17 protein-coding genes and 2 tRNA genes are annotated in these 19,798 nt (G+C 33.8%); all 19 read right to left on the reverse strand.

The genetic code is table 11. The annotated features are described in order from the left end of the window. The coding region (locus DW114_RS02320; RefSeq protein ID WP_117452027.1) for a hypothetical protein at positions 1-4,289 on the reverse strand (4,289 nt) is incomplete at its 3' end. Between the two features lie 20 nt (positions 4,290-4,309). Next, positions 4,310-4,738: a hypothetical protein gene (locus DW114_RS02325; RefSeq protein WP_117452030.1), complete on the reverse strand. Its 429-nt coding sequence runs from the start codon at positions 4,736-4,738 to the stop codon at positions 4,310-4,312. Between the two features lie 20 nt (positions 4,739-4,758). Further along, positions 4,759-5,127: a DUF6711 family protein gene (locus DW114_RS02330; protein ID WP_117452032.1), complete on the reverse strand. Its 369-nt coding sequence runs from the start codon at positions 5,125-5,127 to the stop codon at positions 4,759-4,761. After that, complete coding sequence (locus DW114_RS02335) at positions 5,124-9,740, reverse strand: hypothetical protein (RefSeq protein WP_117452034.1); 4,617 nt, start codon at positions 9,738-9,740, stop codon at positions 5,124-5,126. Before DW114_RS02335 ends, DW114_RS02330 begins: the two co-directional genes overlap by 4 nt. 33 nt (positions 9,741-9,773) lie before the next feature. Then, positions 9,774-10,046 (reverse strand): hypothetical protein, encoded by a 273-nt coding sequence (locus DW114_RS02340; protein WP_117536365.1) that lies wholly within the window; start codon positions 10,044-10,046, stop codon positions 9,774-9,776. 53 nt (positions 10,047-10,099) lie between these two features. Then, on the reverse strand, positions 10,100-10,603 hold the full coding sequence (locus DW114_RS02345; protein ID WP_117452038.1) for a hypothetical protein: 504 nt from the start codon (positions 10,601-10,603) through the stop codon (positions 10,100-10,102). A gap of 54 nt (positions 10,604-10,657) precedes the next feature. Beyond that, positions 10,658-11,380 (reverse strand): hypothetical protein, encoded by a 723-nt coding sequence (locus DW114_RS02350; RefSeq protein ID WP_117452040.1) that lies wholly within the window; start codon positions 11,378-11,380, stop codon positions 10,658-10,660. Positions 11,381-11,395: 15 nt separating this feature from the next. Continuing rightward, positions 11,396-11,815 (reverse strand): hypothetical protein, encoded by a 420-nt coding sequence (locus tag DW114_RS02355; protein WP_117452042.1) that lies wholly within the window; start codon positions 11,813-11,815, stop codon positions 11,396-11,398. Then, a complete protein-coding gene (locus DW114_RS02360; RefSeq protein WP_117452043.1) occupies positions 11,812-12,333 on the reverse strand; it encodes a hypothetical protein in 522 nt (173 codons plus the stop codon). The genes DW114_RS02355 and DW114_RS02360 overlap by 4 nt, the downstream gene beginning before the upstream one ends. Continuing rightward, positions 12,320-12,673 carry a hypothetical protein gene (locus DW114_RS02365; protein WP_117452045.1) on the reverse strand — a complete coding sequence of 118 codons (354 nt, stop codon included), beginning with the start codon at positions 12,671-12,673 and terminating at the stop codon, positions 12,320-12,322. The genes DW114_RS02360 and DW114_RS02365 overlap by 14 nt, the downstream gene beginning before the upstream one ends. After that, the gene (locus tag DW114_RS02370; RefSeq protein WP_117452047.1) at positions 12,670-13,017 is read right to left on the reverse strand and encodes a hypothetical protein; all 348 of its coding nucleotides are present in this window, start codon (positions 13,015-13,017) and stop codon (positions 12,670-12,672) included. Before DW114_RS02370 ends, DW114_RS02365 begins: the two co-directional genes overlap by 4 nt. 9 nt (positions 13,018-13,026) lie before the next feature. After that, on the reverse strand, positions 13,027-13,314 hold the full coding sequence (locus DW114_RS02375; RefSeq protein ID WP_117452049.1) for a hypothetical protein: 288 nt from the start codon (positions 13,312-13,314) through the stop codon (positions 13,027-13,029). A 4-nt stretch (positions 13,315-13,318) separates the two neighbouring features. Continuing rightward, entirely contained in the window at positions 13,319-14,332 is a 1,014-nt protein-coding gene (locus DW114_RS02380) for a major capsid protein (RefSeq protein ID WP_117452051.1), read from the reverse strand. A gap of 17 nt (positions 14,333-14,349) precedes the next feature. Beyond that, positions 14,350-14,928: a hypothetical protein gene (locus DW114_RS02385; RefSeq protein ID WP_117452053.1), complete on the reverse strand. Its 579-nt coding sequence runs from the start codon at positions 14,926-14,928 to the stop codon at positions 14,350-14,352. A gap of 119 nt (positions 14,929-15,047) precedes the next feature. Continuing rightward, positions 15,048-16,637, reverse strand: a complete 1,590-nt coding sequence (locus DW114_RS02390) for a phage portal protein (protein ID WP_117452055.1) — start codon at positions 16,635-16,637, stop codon at positions 15,048-15,050. Positions 16,638-16,648: 11 nt separating this feature from the next. Beyond that, positions 16,649-18,394: a hypothetical protein gene (locus tag DW114_RS02395; protein ID WP_117452057.1), complete on the reverse strand. Its 1,746-nt coding sequence runs from the start codon at positions 18,392-18,394 to the stop codon at positions 16,649-16,651. Positions 18,395-18,402: 8 nt separating this feature from the next. Next, positions 18,403-18,750: a hypothetical protein gene (locus DW114_RS02400; protein WP_117452059.1), complete on the reverse strand. Its 348-nt coding sequence runs from the start codon at positions 18,748-18,750 to the stop codon at positions 18,403-18,405. Between the two features lie 58 nt (positions 18,751-18,808). After that, positions 18,809-18,882 (reverse strand) — tRNA-Ile (locus DW114_RS02405). Positions 18,883-19,074: 192 nt separating this feature from the next. Continuing rightward, positions 19,075-19,148: transfer RNA gene (locus tag DW114_RS02410), tRNA-Trp, on the reverse strand. Positions 19,149-19,798 lie beyond the last annotated feature (650 nt).

A 19,798-nucleotide genomic window follows, 5' to 3' on the forward strand; every position in this document is an offset into this window, starting at 1 on the left:
TCCAACATACTAATTGTCACTTTACCTGTAAGTTCTATTTTACTTGCATCTATTTTAATTGTTTCCGCTGTTTGGTTGATACAAGAAATGATTTCTGTTTTACCAACCTTACCAGTAAGATCATTCTTGTAGTTGGTTGAGTTTCTAACTGTGTTAACAATTGCAGTATCGGTTATCTTAGTTTCAGCACTTGTTTTCCACGTTTTTAATGCTGATACATCTCCGTTAATTGTATTGACCGTCGCTTGAGTCGCATAGGTCTTAGATACAGTAGATGTTATCTCATTTGCTTTGGTTGTAATTGCCGAGTTCATCTGAGTAGTAGTGCTATAATTTTTAAACTTTCCATCAACAGTAGCAATAGATGCGTCTATATCTTCTGGTGCTGGTGTCCAAGCTCCGTCACGAGAACCTTCTTCAACCATAATGTCACGAACAAAATATGTTGCACTTCCTAAATACCAAATAAACGGAACAAAATAACATTGCTTTGTCACATTAAAACTAATTGCCAATTTAGTCCATGTATTGGCTTTTATTGATGTAACTTTTAATTGTAGATTAGCATTGTTATGAACAACTGAACCGTTAATCGTTTGGAAATGCATTATGCTATTATGACCTACAGTTTTGTCTATACTTGATTTACACCAAAAGCTATAAGTATATCTTACGTTAGGAATTAAAATGTTTCCTGTAACAACACCGCCACTTCCTTTAATCCCTTCATTACCTGTAGACACTATTTTGAAACAATTAAAACCATCTTCGGTAACTAATGTGACTGTTGCATTGCTTTTATTCCACAAACTTAAATTTGCTGATGTGATAGCACTTTTTCGTAATAAGTTCCTGCCACCAATAGACAAGTTGTTAAAATCAGCCTTGGTTGTATATGTACTGGCTACTGCTGTAGTAATCTTGTTGGATTCTTGAGTAATAGCACTATTCATAGCACTCGTTGTACTATAAGATTTTAACAATGTTGTAGTATTAGCATTAGCACTATTGATAGCATCTGTTTTTGCTTGATTAGCTTTGTTGGTTGCATCGGTAGCAGCATCACTTTTTACCTTACTAACCTCAGTCTTAGTACTGTATGTGCTAGATACTGTGGTCTTAAATCCATTAACGTCTTGCTGTAAACTTGCATACTTATCACTCACTGTCTTAATCTCAGTTGTGATACGAGTGTTGACAGTATTGATAGATGTTGTAGCCTCTGGGCTTATTACTATGTCACGATAAGATTTAACAGGATCAAACAATCCAGCACTTGTAAATTTTGCTTCTGCACTTCCTGAGTTAACATAATATCCTAAGACGATATTCTGATCATTAAAGTTTTCTGTACCTGATTGTCCAGTATTGGCAGGTGCACCATCACAATATTGGTATTTCCAGATTTTTGCTGATGTATCATACCAACAACTAACAATACCTTTGTGAGATTGATCTAATACAAGGTAACATAATGTGTTAAATGGAATAGCAGAATTAGGATTTACCCACATGCCTTTTGGTATAGTAACTTTAGCACCGTTGTACATAACCCAACCGTCAGTATCTGTTGGATTACCATACGTATCAAAACCATGGAAGTAAATCTCAGCGTCATTTGCTTGTGTAAAGGTTGAATAATTAACCTTAATCCCAAGTCCTGAACTGCGTAAGTTTTGAATACCTTTAAGGGCATTATTTGCATTAGTATTTGCTGTATTGGCAGTTGACTGTGCCTTATTTGCGTTGTCTAATGCTGTAGGGGCTTTATCCCAATTAGCTTTATTGTTGTTAACTGTGTTAGTGACAGTAGTAAGTTTTGACGTATGCTCTCCAACAGTACTAGATAATCCTTTGACCGACTGGTCTAAAGTACTGTAGTTTGTCTGCAAAGTTGTGATGTTACCTTTTGCAATAGTAATATCACCTTGTACAGCTGTGATATCTTTTTTAACCTGTGTATTATCACTGATTAACGTTGATATTTTACCGTCTTGTGCAGTTAACTGAGTGCTATGAGATTTAACGGTTTCCGTGACCGTAGTAACTTTAGTGTCTACAGCGTTTGCCTTAGTGTCATCGGTATACTTATCAGCCTTTTCCCAGTCGCTTGCTGTGTAACTTCCACTCGCTCTAGCTGTCTTGCATCGCATAATAACGCCACTTGTACCTTGTACCCACAAATCTCCAACTTGATATGGTGGTACAGGTTGGGCGTTAAATACTTTAGCTTTGCTATTGGCTACAGATTGAGCATTGTTAGCGGTGTTTTGGGCATTGTTTGCGTTAGTTAATGCAGTTGGTGCCTTATCCCAATTTGCCTTATTGTCGCTTACTGTCTTAGTAACGGTATTAGCAGTATTTAAAGCATTAGTCGCATTGGTACTAGCAGTATCCCACTTTGTCTTATTATCTGTCACAGTCTTTGTCACAGTGTTAACGTTGGATGTTACAGTTGATATGGATGTCTCCATTGTACCAAATGCTACATCAAGTGATTTACCGTCATACAAGATATGATGAGATTCAATCAATGTGGAATTTTCATTGATTTTTTGTATAACACTTGTAATGTTAATCTTATCTCCTGATATATTAGCGTTATCAGATACCATATCATTTACGATGATAGGTCGTTGTATACCTTTTGATGTAATGCCTGTTGCATCAAACATCAAATTACCAGACTTATCCCAAACATACATGTTGTAGTCGCCTGATGCATCTTTGCCTACTTGCACACGTACTCTATTTGCATCACTGATTTGGATTGTGTTGTCTTTCCAAGTTGATTTCCCATCGTTTGAATGTACAGTTAATTTTGTGGTATTAACATCAATACCAGTGATTTTGTCAAATGATAGACTTTCAATCATAGCGCTCTTGATAAGCGCATTAGCAATCGTTGTATTTTGAGCATTTAAAACGATCGTCTGAGTGCTACCTGATGTAACACTACCGGCAAGTAATGTGTTTACATTTTCTATGTCTACTTCAAGATTATTAATCTTTGCATTCACTGATGTAAGGTCTGTTGTTACCAGACTATCTATCCTACCATTAACAGCTGTAAGATTATCAATATCAGCTTGTTTTAATTTAGCTATATCACTATCAATTATTTCAAACTGTCCTTCATACGCTTTGATTTTCTTGTTTACGTTCAAAATATCAGTATCCAATGTCTGAAATTTACCATCAAATGCGATAACAGTATCAGCCATCACTTTTTTTGCAGATACAATCTCAGAATATGTGTTTTCGATAGCCTTTGAAACAGAACCTTGGAACTCAAATTTTTCTTGTTCCTCTGTTTTAGCATTTGCTTGTATTGTCTGATTAAAGCCATCATTTTCCATAATAAAAACCGGAACATGATATATAGTACCATCTAGATCCTGAACCTTTATGATATCTCCTACATCTATTTCCGGTCTACCTATGATAGCATTAAAATTTATTGCTCTATAAGTAAATCCATTGACTTTATCAAACAACACTTTACTTTGTGTTTCTGTCATAAGTGGGTTTGAGAAAGATATCGCGCTTGCTACTTCACTCCCATGAGTAAACGTTTGTTCTTTAGATACAGCACAAACAAGCCTGCCTATCGTTGTATCCTTGGGAGCAACATTAAATGTATCACTACATCTATCTGGTGGTATCGTGACATCAACCTCTTCAAACCATTTTAACTGTAGATTTCCTTGCCTGTTCATAATGGCATTCTTACCGCAATATGATGCGATATATCCTAACGCATCCCTTAATTCCAATCCTTGCAGTAAATCCACATTGATTGATTCTCCACTATCTCCACCAGCATAAGTAATACCTATTTTTTTACACTGTTCGTTTAATACTGTAGATACTTTTTGACTACCTTTTAAATCGCTAAAAAATCCCTGTTGTGTATAGTACATGTTGTCATATGCTGTAAAAGATAAGACTTGATCATTAACATCAGGCTCAACGATATTAAATACGCCCATAGGTATCCATTCAATATTTTCAGCTTCATCATTATCATAATTTTCAAGATGTAGACCAACATAATAATATACTTTACGACCGATGAATTTAGTAGCATTACTGATTTCTGGTATCTCAACATCAAGAAAGGAAGAAATACAGTTTCCAAAGTTAACATGGTCATCTGATACGATACCAGCCTTACGATGTAGTTTGATAAAATCAGTATATTCTTCTACGTCAATGACTAATTTTTCAACATCCCAAATGATATCTTTCTGTATAACTTCCTTATATTTATCTGAGGTGCTATACATTCACACCACCTCACTTTCTTTTATTCTTCTATCATAAAGAAGATTGCATCCATTTCCATTGGTGTTAATTTACCTTCATCTTTTTCTAAATCATCAAATTTAATTGTTCTAATTGGTAAATCTACTTCTACATCTCGTAATTCATTCATTTCATCTAAATATTCTTTTTCATATGTAGTTTTTCCATCTTCTTTAAATTTAAATTTAAGTATTCTTTCTTTGTTACCGTTGAATTCATCAACTTTAATGACAGTTTTGTTGTTACCGTTTTCGTCTTTTTCAACATACTTATCTGATATTTCATCAGCTTGTTTGTTGTATGTTTCAATTTCATCCATCAATATTTTCTTGTTTTTACTGATGTTGTATAAAACCTTGTTGTTTCTTACATTACTTACATTATATAATTCGTTGTATTTATTAATTACCTGGTATAATTTCATTTTCATTTTGTTTGTCCTCCTAAATATTACTTTTCAACCAAAGAAATAGGCAGTCCTTTATAGACTGCCTCATCTATGCAATAGTTTTGTACTGTATACACTTCATCTCCACCATACATCGTACATGTTTTGAATGACTTTGTTTTTGGGTCAATGAATTTTACAGTTATGAAATCAGGATCCAAAAGATTGCTTAATTGCATAGCCTCATCTTCTGATAAGTTTGTCCATGTGATCTCCAATTTATATTTTCTACATTGGATACTTCCACACATGTTTCCAGTCCTTGACCTTCCACTTCCCTGTTTCCATAGCTTGTTTTTTGATACAGTCATTTCTGATGGTGGTTTGACTAAGATACCACCAATATAAAGTACTGGGTCTTTTACTTTCATACTGGTATGCCTCCTTTTCCACCACTAAATATCTGATTCTTTTTGTAATCTTTAATAACTTTTTCAGTTTTTGTACCGTCTTGATTTTGGATAGTGATATATAAATCTCCACTATCGTTGTGATTATTACCAGCATCACGTTGAGCTTGTAATACAGCACGATAAATACCATCAGTTATCTGATCGTTGTTTGCTACAGCTGGTCTGCCACCCAATGTACCAACCATTTCTGGTGCTGATTCACGAGCGATAAACAATTGACCTACTGGTGGAAAACCTCCTGTAGCATAACCTCCACTGAACCAACTTCCTATAGCACTGGTTAGTCCTATTGTTAAATCAGCAACAGCATTAATTGGATTATTAGCAAAGTATCTTCTAAATGAATCCCATGCATCATACGTATTACTAATCCATGCAGATGCAGATAAATCTTTTAACTTACCTAAAAATTCATCTCTTACACGGTTACTTTCTTTCGTGGAATTTGTTACTTTTGCTGTTGTTTTAAGTGCTGGATTGATAATTTTATCTAAAATATTTCTAGCACCTGTAGCAACATCCCATGCACCATTTACTTTAACACTAGTTTCTAATGGATCATCCATAATTCCTTGTCCAATTAACCACTGTTCCATTACTTCTGGCGATATATCATCAGATGAAATAGATTCTTTTAATTTAGAAATAAAAGAAGAACCTTCTTCATCCCCAGATTCAATAGCCATAGTCAACAAATCAGCATAATGTTCTAATTGCTCTCTGCTAATATCTCCATTACTGTTTACTAACAAAGAAAACAATTGTCCGTACATATCTCCTGTTTCAGATGTAACATCGACTTTATGATGTCTTAATATGTCAAGCATATATTCATATTGTTTTGAGTATTCTTTAGATACTTTTCCATTATGTTTATACAAACTGTCAAACAAGCTATTGTATCCTTGTTCTGTCTCTTGAGACATATATTTGTTAGATTTTTTCAGTTCTTTTAGAACATCGTCTTTGTTCTGTTTGAATTGCTTTAATTCTTTTTCCTGTTTTTCTTTCTGATTGTCAAGAGATTCTTTTAATTGACGTTTTTCTTCGTCATTTAAATTAGCACCCTTTTCTTCAATAATCTTAATCATTTGATCATATGTAAGATTACAATTTTCAGCTAATTTAACATATTCTGAAATTTTTTCTTCATTCTTTTTCTTTAAATCAGCTGATTCTTCATCTGTAGCACTACGCATTTTATTGATGTTATCTATAATAGAATTCGTTAGATTTTCAAATTGCATAGCACTTTTATCTGATATATCGAATTCGCTATAAAAATCAGCTACTGTCGTAGAAAGTTCTGTAACTGAGGATGATGTTTTTCTACTATCATCATCTAAATCACGAATAGCTTTTCTTGCTCCATCAATAGATTCTTTAGCTTCTTCTGATTTCTGTTCAAGTCCTTCAATATCAGTTTTTAATTGCTTTATTTCTTTATTATCTCCCCTTGTTCTATTCCACCAAGGATTTGATTCTTTTTCTGCTAATTCATTGCGTTTTCTTTCTAATTCTACTCCTAATTTAGATAAATCATTATTACCTTCAAGTATTTGCTTGTTTAATTCTATTCTATACTGGTATTTAGCTTCTTCCTCAGCCTTTTGCTTTGAATATTGCACAGACTGTTTTAATTCATCGTTAGTTTGCTTTTGTACAAGTCTGTTATCGCTTGATATCTCAAATACATCTCCTAGGACATCATTAATCTTTTTAACTAATGTTTCAGCCTCTGCTAAATCTGATGTATCAATAACACCAGTTTTCCCACTCAATTCTTTTAATCGAGATATTGCCTGTTCTAAACTTTCTGAATTGGCTTTAGCAGAATTCATAGAATCTTCAAAACTTTTCTTAGCGTTATCCATTGATTCAGCCAACTCATCAACTTTTTTCATTTGATCTTGAATATCTTCAGAACAATCCTCTATGTCAATACTTGTATCTTTTTCTTGATTTCCAAAAGCTACAAAAGCACCTACCAATAAACCAATACCTGCAATGACAGCTACAATTGGATTTGTTGCTAACCAAGTTAAAGCAGAACTTAGTTTAGTAAGAAGCATGCCAGCTAAGTTTTTTGCTGATGATGTTGCACCTAAAAATTCTGTACCTAGTGATTCTGCTTTTAATGCAACTTTAAAAATCATATCACCATATTTTTCTCCAAATTTAGTTGCCGCCAATAAGGTGTTAAAACTATCAAGTATTTTTGATGCTCCTCCAACTGATTTGTTAGAATCTGAAAAGACTGCCCATAATTTCCTTAATGTTCCACTGTGCTCTAACGCTAATGCACCAAAAGAGCGTAATATACTATGTGCTCCACCTAAAGCTGATGCCATATCAAGTATTTTTCCAATTTTTATCGTCAAGAACATACCAGTTAAAGCACTACCTAACGCTACAACTAAAGGCGTACAATCAGCTACCCAATCGACGATTTTAGCTAATAATTCAATTGCCACACCAATGATTCCACTGATTACTCCAAAAGCACTTCCGAAAACTGGAACAAGTGTATTTTTTAGTCCTCTTATAACTGGTTTTAAGAAATTATCATTGAAACTTGATGCAAGTTTCAAAAATGCAGTAGCTAAATTCCATATACTTTCAAATAAAAATTTACCACCATTATCCCAAACAGATATAAAGAATTTTTGTATGGATGTTAAAACAAGTGTTCCTGTATCTAATAATCCAAAGAATAAATCGGATGCCTGTTGAAAGAATGGTTTCCATTTTTCTCCTACCACATCAAAAAAGCTAGACCATAAATACTTACTATTTTCTAGCATTTCATCAATGTTGCTCATAATTCCAGCACCATATTTATTCCAGCTGTTTCCTAATGGCTCAAATATGTTTTCATTGATTCCTTTATTCAGCTTATCTATCCACTCTATGATATTGTCACGAATATCCATAGCTTTCATACGAATGTTGCCGAATAAATAATCATAATCTTCAAGTGCTTTTAATAATCGTGGGTCTACCGTCATTCCACCAGCGCTTCCACTAGCGCCATCTGAACCACTTCCAGATGTAGATGATTGTGTTGGAATTACATTGAACACATCAAATGGTGCTTTAAAATTCTGCCATTCTTTTAACTTCTTATTTGTATCATCCAATCCATCATTTACATCATCAATATCATCTGATATATCGCCAAAGCTGTTATCTATATCATCTAATATCGTTCCGGTCTGACCACTAGAATCAGGCATTTCATATCCAAGGAATAATGCGAATGTCTTTATCAATTCTTTTATTGCCATTACAAATCCATTTATATATGGTAATACTTTTGCAATCGTACTGTAGAATACCGCACCAATCCATCTTCCAACTTCTTGCAATTGCTGTTGCAATACACGTAACTGGTTAGCTGGTTGTTCTATCGTTCTCGCAAAGTCTCCCATGGCGGCAGAACGTGCCATTTGTTGCTGTAATGTCAAGATGATAAGCAATCGTTTCTCAATCTCATTCATTTGAGATATTTTACGATCATTTAGTCCAATCTCATCCATTGTAGCTTGTAATACATTCTGAGTGATATCATATCCAGATACACTACGTATAGGTCTTACCTGTTTACTCAACGCCGCTTGAAATTTTGTAGATGCCTGTTCTATTGAAGTGTTGTATAAAGAACTGAAATCTAATGCCATTTTAGAAACTCTTTCAGATAACATATATGACATTTCATCTGTCAATCCACCTAAAGAACCAAGCATGTTTTTAAATGTTGCTTGCATTTGCATCATATCTGGTACAGCCATACCAAACATTTCTGACATTTGATTTTGAAATTTCATTGCTTCATCGCGCATATTTCCCATAGCACGAGAAAAATAGTTTTCTGTTTCTGTGAAATCTATAGATTTTCCTATAATATCTCCAATAGATTTAAACACCTGTTTTGACATATTATAGAAGTAAATTATATTGCCTACAGTAAACATCTGACTAATTTTAGATTTTGTCTTATCCGCTTCATTTCCCAGATCATTTACTTTTTGTTTTGCTTTTCCGATATCAGTATGAAATTTATCTAATGCCTGTGTAACAGTAGCTAAATTTTTAAGCTCACTCGATGCTTCTTTTAATTTGGCAATAAAAGGAGAAATCTGAGTATCTAAAGTACTAAAGATACGACCAATCTTATTGGCATCTAATGCCTCAATAGATTTCATGATTGATGGTATCTCTTTTAATTTTTCTATATCACTGACATTGAATCTGATATTTATATTGTTAAGCTGTCTCAATGAATTAGCAATACCAGTAAGGCTTGGTATTTGTAAGTTTTTCAGCTTGTTTTCTAGCTTCTGGACTGTCGAAACAGTTTTGTCTATTTGATTGTCCATGTTGCTAAAATCAATCGCAGAAAGAGTTTTAAGACTGTTTGTCAACGTACTCATTTGCCTTATCGTATTCACAACGTTTTTGGTAGTGTCTTGCAGTCTTTCTAATACAGCCACAAGTCTGTTTGCTTGTTCAATCGCTTTCTCAAATTGTGTGTCGAGTTGCACCCCAACCTCAGTGTCATAATCTGCCATTATTCCACCTCGCTTTCTCATATAAAAAAGCTATCAATAAACTGATAGCATTACCTGTCTAAATTCTATTTCTTTATCTTGTTCTGTCTTAACATTTTCTTTTTCATCAGACATAGACAAAGGTAAATTAGGATAATCGAATGTTTTGCTAGAATCTTTTGACATAACTTTACTTACTACATCTACAAGCGCAAGTCTGTCATACAATCCTCCATACCATGCCATTTTCTCTATTTTATTGTTATATGCCTTAAAATAGATGTGCATTAATTCTACATCTTCATATAATGCTTGCTCAGGTGTCATGCCTGATTCAATTGCTTGAGGTAATAGATATTCGTAAAAATATTCCTCAAATGTTAAGCCTGCATACTTGCTTTCGATGTTCTTTTGGATTTGGGTTTCTTGGGCGATTTCATCTTCGCCATCAGTGTAAAAACTTTTTCATACACCTCTTCAAATTTTGCACTTACTTCTTCAAATCCAAGATTTTCTTCCATATCCCAAACGATATTGCTCCATTCATCTTTTGTTAACTCTCTGTATTCAGGGTTGTTATGCAGTAAAATGTACATCAAATCATGTGGTGTGATAAACTTGTCCAATCTTTCAAAATCATCAACATATGGCAATATTTCTACCATTTGTTTTAGTATATCTACACTACTATCATTAGATTGTTCATTTTCTTTTTCTAATTCTTCTTTTGGTTCTTTTTCTGATACTTCGATTGCAATTTTAAACAAATCTGGATTGATTGTTTTTAGATTCTGTTTTTGTAATTGTTCAATTTCCATCATGGCGGCATTAGACATTCTAAAGGATAATTTCTTTCCACCATAGTTATAACTAAATAAATCCATTTCATTACCTCCTTTTTTATATGAGAAAATCACGCTCATTTAAGAGCGTGATAATTACGCGCTTGGTGTAGTTGTTTTAGGTACTATCACATGAATAGTTGTATTCCAAGAAGCATATCCTTCCTTAGTTCCTGTAATATCAATGATACAAGAACCTGCTTTCTTACCTGTAATCGTCAATTTATCATCTGATAGTGTTGCTGTTGCTGTAGCTTCATCTGTAGATTTAACAGTTGCAGTCATACCATCTGTCAATAAAGGAATATTTACGATCATTGTGCCTGTCATTGTTTCTAATTCAACATTAGATTCAATCGCACCAAATTTAACTGTTGGTTTCAACATTGGAAAGCAGTCACGTACATATTCAGGCGTTGAGCGTGCTGTAATTTTAAGTGTTCCTTGGAATGCACCATCTGTTTCTACATCATTTGGTGTATAGCTGATTGTTCCTTCATATTTGTATCCTGTGAAATCAGGTGCAACTGACATCAAATGTAATAGCTTTCCAGCTTTCTTTTCTAAGATATCAATAACATCTCTGTGTAAATACAATTCTGTTTCTGGTGCTTCTACAGTGGTTGTTCCTTCAATTTTTGAAATATCTGTATCGTTAACCACCTTTATTTCGATTTCTGATGTTGATTTCTTTGGGAAAATCAATTTAACGGTTGGTGCAAGTACACAATATAACCCATCAGCTGTATCCATTGCATAAATACCACCGCCAGCGCCACGTACAGCACGTTTTTCTGGCATTTTAAAAACATCTGACATTTTATCATCTCTCCTTTACAAAAAAAGTGACCGCCCTGTGTCACTTTGTACATTGTTATAAATCATTGTCAATCTGTAAATCTTATCGTCTATGTTTGGTGTTGGCTTGCAAGTTGTACGTTTCAATCCATACATATCTTCGCATACCACACTACATAGGTCACATAATTCTCTTGCTATTGTTCTACCAGCAAGCATTTTTGTTCCTTTTTTCATAGGCATGGCATATATATCAATCTTTATCCCTACCAATGATAAAGATACGATATTCATGTTGTCTTTTTTTAGTGTACTGTTTTCAAGTTCTTCTACGATCACTTTCGGATAAACATCGCCATCTGGTGTAGTTGATATCTCAGGATCATATTCACTATTAGCTAACAAATAATCATTTAATGCTTTTAACACACTATCATATGTTTTATGTACAATCATACAGCTTTCCTCAACATTTCATTTATCAATTCATCTAATATACGTTCTGCTTCTCCCTTATAATAGTAATCACTTACTGCATTATAAAGATAAGCATGTGCTTCCATACCTCTAGTCCAATGTAAAGTTCCTTCATTATCAAAGAAAAACCATCCTGAATCTCCATGACCATTTTCATCATACTGGTAATCTCCACTCTCCGGGTGTGTTCCAGCCCCTACAACACCTGTTCCATATTCTACAAACGCAGAATAAGGACAAATATTTCTAAGTGTCTTTTTTGTTAAATCAACAACCCAGCTATTTTCTAATTGATGTGTCAACACATACCAATCACTATTTCCAGTAGTTGCTTTGATGTATTCATTTGCTCTTTCTTGTATAAAAGCAAGTGATTTTTCTACAAAACGTTTTTCCAAAGTTGGCATATCCTTTTGTAACACTTTAGAAAATTTCAATAGCTTATTAACACCATTAACAGATAAAGATACTTTCATCATGTATTTATTTTTTGCCATCATCTATCATCTTTTCAAAATATACTTTAGCTTTGATATTTTGTGGCAACACTGCATCAACACGATAATTCGCATTTTCTCCATAGATTTCTTCTCCTTCTGGAGATGTATCGAAAAGATACGCAACATCATTTTCTTTGATTTTGTTAATCATACGGTATGGAACCATCGTTTTACACATACGTTTTATACGATCTCCGAAAACATCAATTTCAGCACTTCCGCTAAGAGTATTGATAGTAGCATAAATACAGTATGGTTTATCATAAATACTTATGATATTTCCATCAATATCCTTTTCTTTTTTGACAAAAGGAGCTATCCATATTTTTTTATTCATCTTGGATATCCTACTCTTGGTATGATTTCACTAGCTAATGCTGTAGATATTTCAACACCATCTAATGTAAATTGATAACCGTTTTCTGAGTATTGTTTTATGCCACCAGTAACACCTAATTTAGTTATTCTGTCTAATGCTTCAATACATGCTCGTTTTATCCATGATCTTGCCATGGAATTAAATGATGTTATGGTAGGGTCATTAGACAGTCTCAGATAATGATAAACAGAAAATTCGATTACTTCTATAAAATCATCTTCTAGCAAGTATTCATATTCTGCATATTTATCTGACAATCGTTTTAGTAAATCTGGAAATTCAGTTTTAACATCAAATTCCATGCCATCACCTTATTTCTTTTTTTCTTCTATTGGTTCTGGTTCTTCCACAATAATGGAAGAAACTGTTTTGTTAGATACCTTAACCACTTTTTCATTTTCAGCATCCCATGAATCAATCATCTTAATATTCAATCGCTTACGAATTTCACTTTCTGTATAAATACATCCATTTGCATCCACTTTATCTACAGGATTTTTAAAATCTACCTCTACACGATTAGCAGATACAGAACAAGGAAAAGCCTTACAACCTGTTGTATAATAAGGCTTTCCATCTTTAGATAATAAATATGCCATATGCTTATCCGTTTGAAATGATTTCAGCGATTGCAATATTCTTGTGGTTGAATTTTAATTCCCAGTTTGCAGGGTTTGCTAATTCTGCGCGTGTAGGTGATTCCTCTGCGATATTATCAATCTTGATTGAGAAACCATTAGGGTGGATTACTTTTGCCTGTTTTGTATAGAGTTTTTCAACGCCACCTTTTTCTTCATCATCGTATTTAGTTCCATACGCACGATGAACTTGTTTTGGACAAGTCAAAAATACGCCACGTCCAAACATATATGTATGATATACTGGGAAACCTTCCACAGATGTATCAACTGTATTTGTATCAGTCTCCAACACGATCATACTTCCCATCATAGGTACTTCGATATCAGCATTCAAAATTGGAGAAAACATTTTCTTGTTTTCAATCAATTCTTTTTTCTTGTAATTTGTGGCAACTTGTGAATGCATAACTGCAAGACTAAATTGTGTACGTTTGTCACCTAATGCTTTTTGACCTAAATCTAAGTGTGTTGTTAGATCAATCTTGTTAGCATCTGTAATTGATCCAGTTGTAACAGATAAATCAGTTTTATGACTAGCCATTGCATCCAATCCCATGATACCTTTTGTGATTGCCATTAATTCTGCTTCCCACTGATTTGTCCAATATGGAATAACTAAGTTATTCGCAAGATTATGTAATGGTGATTCTCCTGTTAAATATCTTGTATATGTTTCTTCATACCAAGATTTCATTCTAGCCATTGCCATGTATGTCTGTTTGCTACCTTTTAATGCAGTTGGCTTGTTGTCTGTTTTTCCATCATCGTTTAAAGCATCTGGTTCTCCATCTACAGGTAGAAAAAATGGTACTGTTCCTACATTTCCACTTTTCCCTACTGCTTTTTCAATAATTGGGTCTTCGACCATGATTCCTGAAGCTAAGATTCTGTTATTTAAGCAAGATTGTTCTTGCATGTAATCAGCAAATGCTTCAGCATCAAATGCAAAATTGTTTACTATTCCTAAACGAGGCATATTCTAATCATCCTTTCTTATCTTCCTGATAGTTGTTTGTACAATTCAGGGTCTTTTAGTTTTAATGCGATTCTTTCATCTAAAGTCATTTTTGCAAAAGATTCAGCATTTACTTCTGTTCCACCGTTTCCACCGCCTGATGGTTTATCAATGCCATTTAACTTAAGCTGTGCGATTTCATCATCTTTTGCTTTAATGATGTTTTTCAAAGCTGTGTTAAATGCTTTTGCAATTTTTTCACTGTCTCCTTCTAAAAAAGCATCGGCAATTGAATCAACATCTTTTTCTCCAACTCCGCCTTTTAGTAGATTTGTTGATAAAACAGACTTGCGCTGAAAATCTTCTAATTCTTTAATTTTCTGATTTTTTTCTTCCTGTTCTTGTGCAAATTTTTCTTCATCTGTCTGTTTTGCTTTTAATGTTTTTTTCAAATTGGCTAATTCTGTTGACAACCTATCAAATTGCGTTTTAGGTACCATTTGTGGTTCTTGTGGATCATTTCCACCAGCTCCTGCACCATCATCTCCGCCATCTCCCGATTCCGCAAAACATTGAATGTCTAATGGAAATCTAAGTTTTTTGTTTAAATCTTTCATAAAAAATTCCTCCTTGCGTTTGTTAAGTAGGCTTCTCTGCCCCATGTTGCGTTTTTTATGGCTAGACTTCTCTGTCTATTTGCGTTTTATTGTCTTCTCTGACATAAAAAAAGCCACCATCATGTGGTAGCTGTTTTACTATTTTTATTTGGCTCTGTTTTTTTATTTATATCAGCCTGTTGTTTCATTGTTTCTAAACTTTCTTTTTTCTTCTTTTCTTTATTAGCAACCCAATCTCTAGCAACTTCATGACTATTAGATGTAATACCAACAATATTTAATGCAACTTCCTCAGGCATATCCATTTCATTCAATGTCTGTAATGCCTGTGTTTTTGTGATTAGGTTATTGCTTCTTGTACGATTAAAATTAATTTCGATATCAGTTTCATACAAGTCTTTCACAGGACATTTAGGTGTCATGCGACAAATGGCTAACTGAATCTCAAACATTCGCATATCGCCATCTTTTAATGGTTCCTCGTTTTGATTTGCTACAATGTTAGCATTTTCCCATCCACCGCCTAATTCTCTTGCTTCTCCAGTGTCTCCACCAGATGTACTCTTTTGAGTAGGTTGAGGTACACCAACTATGTTATAACACCATTTAATTGCTGTTTCATATCTTGCCATAACATCAGATTGCTGTAACTGATTCACTAAGTATTTCGCCTCAGCTGGTTTACTAGGATCTGTTGTTATCAACTGCAATGATCCAGTTTCATCGATATTCTGCTTATCGTCTTTATTGATTGTCATATTGTAAATAACCAATATACTATTAACAAAATCGTTTATGCTGTCGATTGAATCACTGCTCATATTATTGATTGCATCAAAAATCGTTTCATTTATATCTATCACACCCATACGAGCACTGTTAGTATAAAATTCTACGATTGGTATTTTACCTAAATAATTAGGCTTTTTACTTTTGAAATTTATTCCATCCCAAGCAGGACATAAAGAATAACATCTAAATTTATAAATGAAATCCCTTGTATAGATTATTATTTCAAATTCCGTTTCATTAGGATTTGGACTGTCTATTGTAGTTATAATACCTGCCATCAGTTTCTTTTTTGTATAATCACTTGAATAAACAACAAAAGTTGTTTCATTATCAAGATTGAACATTTCAAAAGGTGTTTGTTTCTCATAATTTGTATTACCAGCATATACTTTTGGCAATGACATTCGATAAGCATTCCCACACTTGAATATTGTTTCTCCCAACTCAATGTCTTTAAATGCTTTACCACATAACTTTAAATACCGATTTAGATATGTAATGCTATCTGAATCAGTTCCATCATCTGCACAAGAATATTTAACTGGGTTTCCATACATATACCCTTTCTTAAATTCTATCTGATAAAAAGCATGGTTTTCATTTATGATAGTATTCATTTTACTTCCTGAATTGAAAGGACGTTCTTTTTCCCAAATATGTGATTCTCCACGATATACCTTTTCAAAATGTCTACAATCAGATGCATTTTCAGCATGTATTCTCAAAATATCAGGTAGCCACTTAATAAGTGTAACTTCATTTAATGAAGATTCTAAAACTGGAATCCTGATTACTTTTCTGCCAAAACGATATCTAGTAGATGGTATAACTTTTCTTGTAGATGTTGTTAATGGTGCTTCTGGTAAAATGCCATCACAATCCACTATGTTCTTAGATTTAGTTACTTGTTCTTCCATTTCATCACCTCCTATATTCCAAGTGTATAACGATTAAATGTTTGTACCCGCGCTGGCTTTCCACTTTCTTTTACAAATTCCATAACAAACAATCCGACACTATCAGGAGAATCATCAAATTTGTTAGGATATTCAAAGCTAAATGCAGTAAGATCATCCATAGCCTTGCCTATATCAGTATTACTGGAATACAAGCCTTTCTTTGGATAAACAATATTATTGCGAATATAACCCTGGTTATCTTTGATACGCTGTTCTTTGTTTTGACTAGAGAACTTTTCTATAATCGTACAGCCGAAATATCTCCGCTGCTTCAACTTTTCTTCTATTACATACTTAAGTGATGTATCTGTATTGTTCTCGATTACCAGATAACTAAGTTGGTGTTCAACTATCTTATCTGCGATATCGTCATACAATTCATCCATTGACTTCTTTTTATAAAGCCAATCCTTTACATAATACAAATCATCATACTTGTATAAGATAGGCATTGACACATAGTTCTTTCCTTTTCTTGCGGGATCCAAACTAGCATATCTAACAACTTCTTTTGTAACCTCTGGAAACGTATCCCATTGTTGTAAATTTGCCCAGTCGAATTCCAGTCCTTCAGGAGATATAGGATCTTGCTGATACACACACATCCAAAGAAATCTACTCATATGAGAACGTTTCTTTTTCAATGCTAATGACGAATATCGTTTAGGACATGTAGATTCATCATTTTCATCAAGTGCAGGTATACCAATAAAAACTGCTGTTCCAGTTTTTGTAAGTTCAGTGTATTTATATTTATCACTAGGTACAAGTTCATCATCTTCCAATGCACGATCATACATAACATTTAGTAAATCTGTGTCCGCCCACATCGTTCCAAGTAACATGACTTTTAAGTTATCTCCATCAGCACGAGAACTCCATGTGGATTCATAACGGTCAACCATTTTCTTATGTAACGTCTTGTTATAACTCTCTGAATCATCTTTTAGCAAATCATCTATCATCAAGATATGAGCACGTTTTCCAGTTGATTGCCCTTCCCTTGTAACAGCAAACAGATTATATTCATCTTCACTGTCAGCCATACAAAAATGATATTTTGTAGCACTTCTAAAAATATTATCTCCTTGGTATTTCTGATACCTTGGGAATATTTCTCTGAACGCTTTTGAATTGATGATTGCTCTCGTCTGATTAGTTGTAGTAATACATAGATCATCTGCATATGTGATACGTAATATCTGTATGTTCGGGTTATTACCGCAACTTTGAGCAACAAATAGATTTCCAAAATATGACTTTCCCATTGAAGGCATAAGAGAAGCACGCATCATGTTTAATTTATCTGAAACAGCAAATATATCAGCATAATAAAACATGGTTTCAACGGTTTCCATTGTTTTATCCCATACTTTTTTATTTTTGTATTGCTCTATGTACAAAGCAAAATTTTTAAGTATACGCCTTGATGATAAAGCAAAGTATAATTTATGCAATGCATGTAAATCATTTGCTAACGATTCACTCTTGGTCTTTAATATTGCCTCTCTAAGTTTTGGCATTATTACAGTATCAGCTAATTCACATATCCTATGCTGTTGTTTAACGTTATTAATGGATTCACAATATTCATATTGCAAGATCATTGCATCATAAAGATTAGATGCGACATTATACATCAGTCTTACATTTGAAAAATTGGTGCGAAGAAACACCATTTTGTATTCATATACTAATTTTGATACATCTTGCATCATCTTACCTAAAAGTCAAATGTTGCATCTTCATTAGGTTCTGGTTCAGGAATACTATAAGGGGTGTTTTCTTCAATTTTTATTCCAACAACAACGATATTACGTTTTCGCTGAATAAACAAAATATCTTTCACAACTACTTCATCATCAGGCAACATTGGGAGTTCTGAAAAAATGCGAACGTATATAAATCCAGTTTTATTCTTTCCATCCGCCGATTTGTTTAAATCTAAAATTTGTAACTGCTGATACTTGCCAAATTCATTTTCGCCATATCCGACATTCTCACTTTTTTCAGGATCGTCCTTGTACAACATATTTGGTCTTAATTTTATCTTAGTACCTATTTTAATCATAATTCCACCTCGTTTCTCATCACTTTGCGTTTATATTTTTACTGGCTATTTCAATTAATGGTCGTGATACCTTGAATTGAACAAGAATCAAGCGCTTATAAGGCACCCGCTCTGCCATTGAGCTATATCACGATGTTTGCTATACAGACAAGGCGATATGTACTGTATAGCTTTTTTGTATTTTGCAGGACTTTTTTTGATTGTAAAAGTAGATTGGAGGATACACCGAAAGGAAAAACATGAAAAACCCTTTTGCCTGCCACATCACTCTATTATGCGAGTGAAACCATAGTTGAAATCTAATCTATGATGTCATATCTTATTTGGCATACCCACTCGGACTTGAACCGAGAACAACAGTTTTGGAGACTGTCATGTTACCATTACACCATAGGTATAAATAAAAAGGGAGGTTCTCTCCCTGTTGCTGTGCGTATAGCACACTTTGTTGAAGATTTTAAACCATCAGAACCCAGTCTCTTCTTTCGTTTTTTTGTGCGATGGCCATAGTTGATCGTTCCCCTGCACACGGTTATGGAACTGCCTATAGAAATAAATTAAAAAAGGCACCCAATTGGATGCCCAGCAAATAGGTTCATGTAGAATTTCCTACCGCTAACGTTTTGCAATCTTTTAGGTGTTGCTACCTAGTTGAAAATTCAATACCTAGCAGGAACGTACCAGATACCAAACACGAGCACGCGGATGCTCTTTACGTAAAAATGGAAGCGACCTTTTTAGCCACTTCCATCTTACACGCGTATTATAGCACACTTTTGTCAAGATTAAAAGTATACTTTTTACTTTTTTTGGTGCGATATATCTATTGATATCTACCGTTTTATGGTTAAAATCAGAGATTTAATGGTTTCAAAATGCTGAAATATACATGGAATTGAAATTTTTTTCGTGTGGAATGGTGGGGTAAGTAAGCCCCCATGCATTGATTTGAAATAGGGGTGGGGTATGCTTGTATCTATAATATAAGCTGTATCAATGTATCTTAAACGTTCGTATATGATACAATAACTAAACTATGTTAATAAAT

This window comes from Absiella sp. AM09-50 (assembly GCF_003433845.1).
Lineage (GTDB): Bacteria > Bacillota_I > Bacilli_A > Erysipelotrichales > Erysipelotrichaceae > Hoskinsella > Hoskinsella hominis.

Coding starts and splice junctions, on each gene's coding strand:
- DW114_RS02390 (WP_117452055.1), bottom strand. CDS start 16,637: ATGGAAGAACAAGTAACTAAATCTAAGAACATAGTGGATTGTGATGGC.
- DW114_RS02360 (WP_117452043.1), bottom strand. CDS start 12,333: ATGGCAAAAAATAAATACATGATGAAAGTATCTTTATCTGTTAATGGT.
- DW114_RS02355 (WP_117452042.1), bottom strand. CDS start 11,815: ATGATTGTACATAAAACATATGATAGTGTGTTAAAAGCATTAAATGAT.
- DW114_RS02325 (WP_117452030.1), bottom strand. CDS start 4,738: ATGAAAATGAAATTATACCAGGTAATTAATAAATACAACGAATTATAT.
- DW114_RS02330 (WP_117452032.1), bottom strand. CDS start 5,127: ATGAAAGTAAAAGACCCAGTACTTTATATTGGTGGTATCTTAGTCAAA.
- DW114_RS02380 (WP_117452051.1), bottom strand. CDS start 14,332: ATGCCTCGTTTAGGAATAGTAAACAATTTTGCATTTGATGCTGAAGCA.
- DW114_RS02335 (WP_117452034.1), bottom strand. CDS start 9,740: ATGGCAGATTATGACACTGAGGTTGGGGTGCAACTCGACACACAATTT.
- DW114_RS02400 (WP_117452059.1), bottom strand. CDS start 18,750: ATGATTAAAATAGGTACTAAGATAAAATTAAGACCAAATATGTTGTAC.
- DW114_RS02345 (WP_117452038.1), bottom strand. CDS start 10,603: ATGGATTTATTTAGTTATAACTATGGTGGAAAGAAATTATCCTTTAGA.
- DW114_RS02365 (WP_117452045.1), bottom strand. CDS start 12,673: ATGAATAAAAAAATATGGATAGCTCCTTTTGTCAAAAAAGAAAAGGAT.
- DW114_RS02375 (WP_117452049.1), bottom strand. CDS start 13,314: ATGGCATATTTATTATCTAAAGATGGAAAGCCTTATTATACAACAGGT.
- DW114_RS02395 (WP_117452057.1), bottom strand. CDS start 18,394: ATGCAAGATGTATCAAAATTAGTATATGAATACAAAATGGTGTTTCTT.
- DW114_RS02385 (WP_117452053.1), bottom strand. CDS start 14,928: ATGAAAGATTTAAACAAAAAACTTAGATTTCCATTAGACATTCAATGT.
- DW114_RS02350 (WP_117452040.1), bottom strand. CDS start 11,380: ATGTCAGATGTTTTTAAAATGCCAGAAAAACGTGCTGTACGTGGCGCT.
- DW114_RS02370 (WP_117452047.1), bottom strand. CDS start 13,017: ATGGAATTTGATGTTAAAACTGAATTTCCAGATTTACTAAAACGATTG.
- DW114_RS02340 (WP_117536365.1), bottom strand. CDS start 10,046: ATGACACCTGAGCAAGCATTATATGAAGATGTAGAATTAATGCACATC.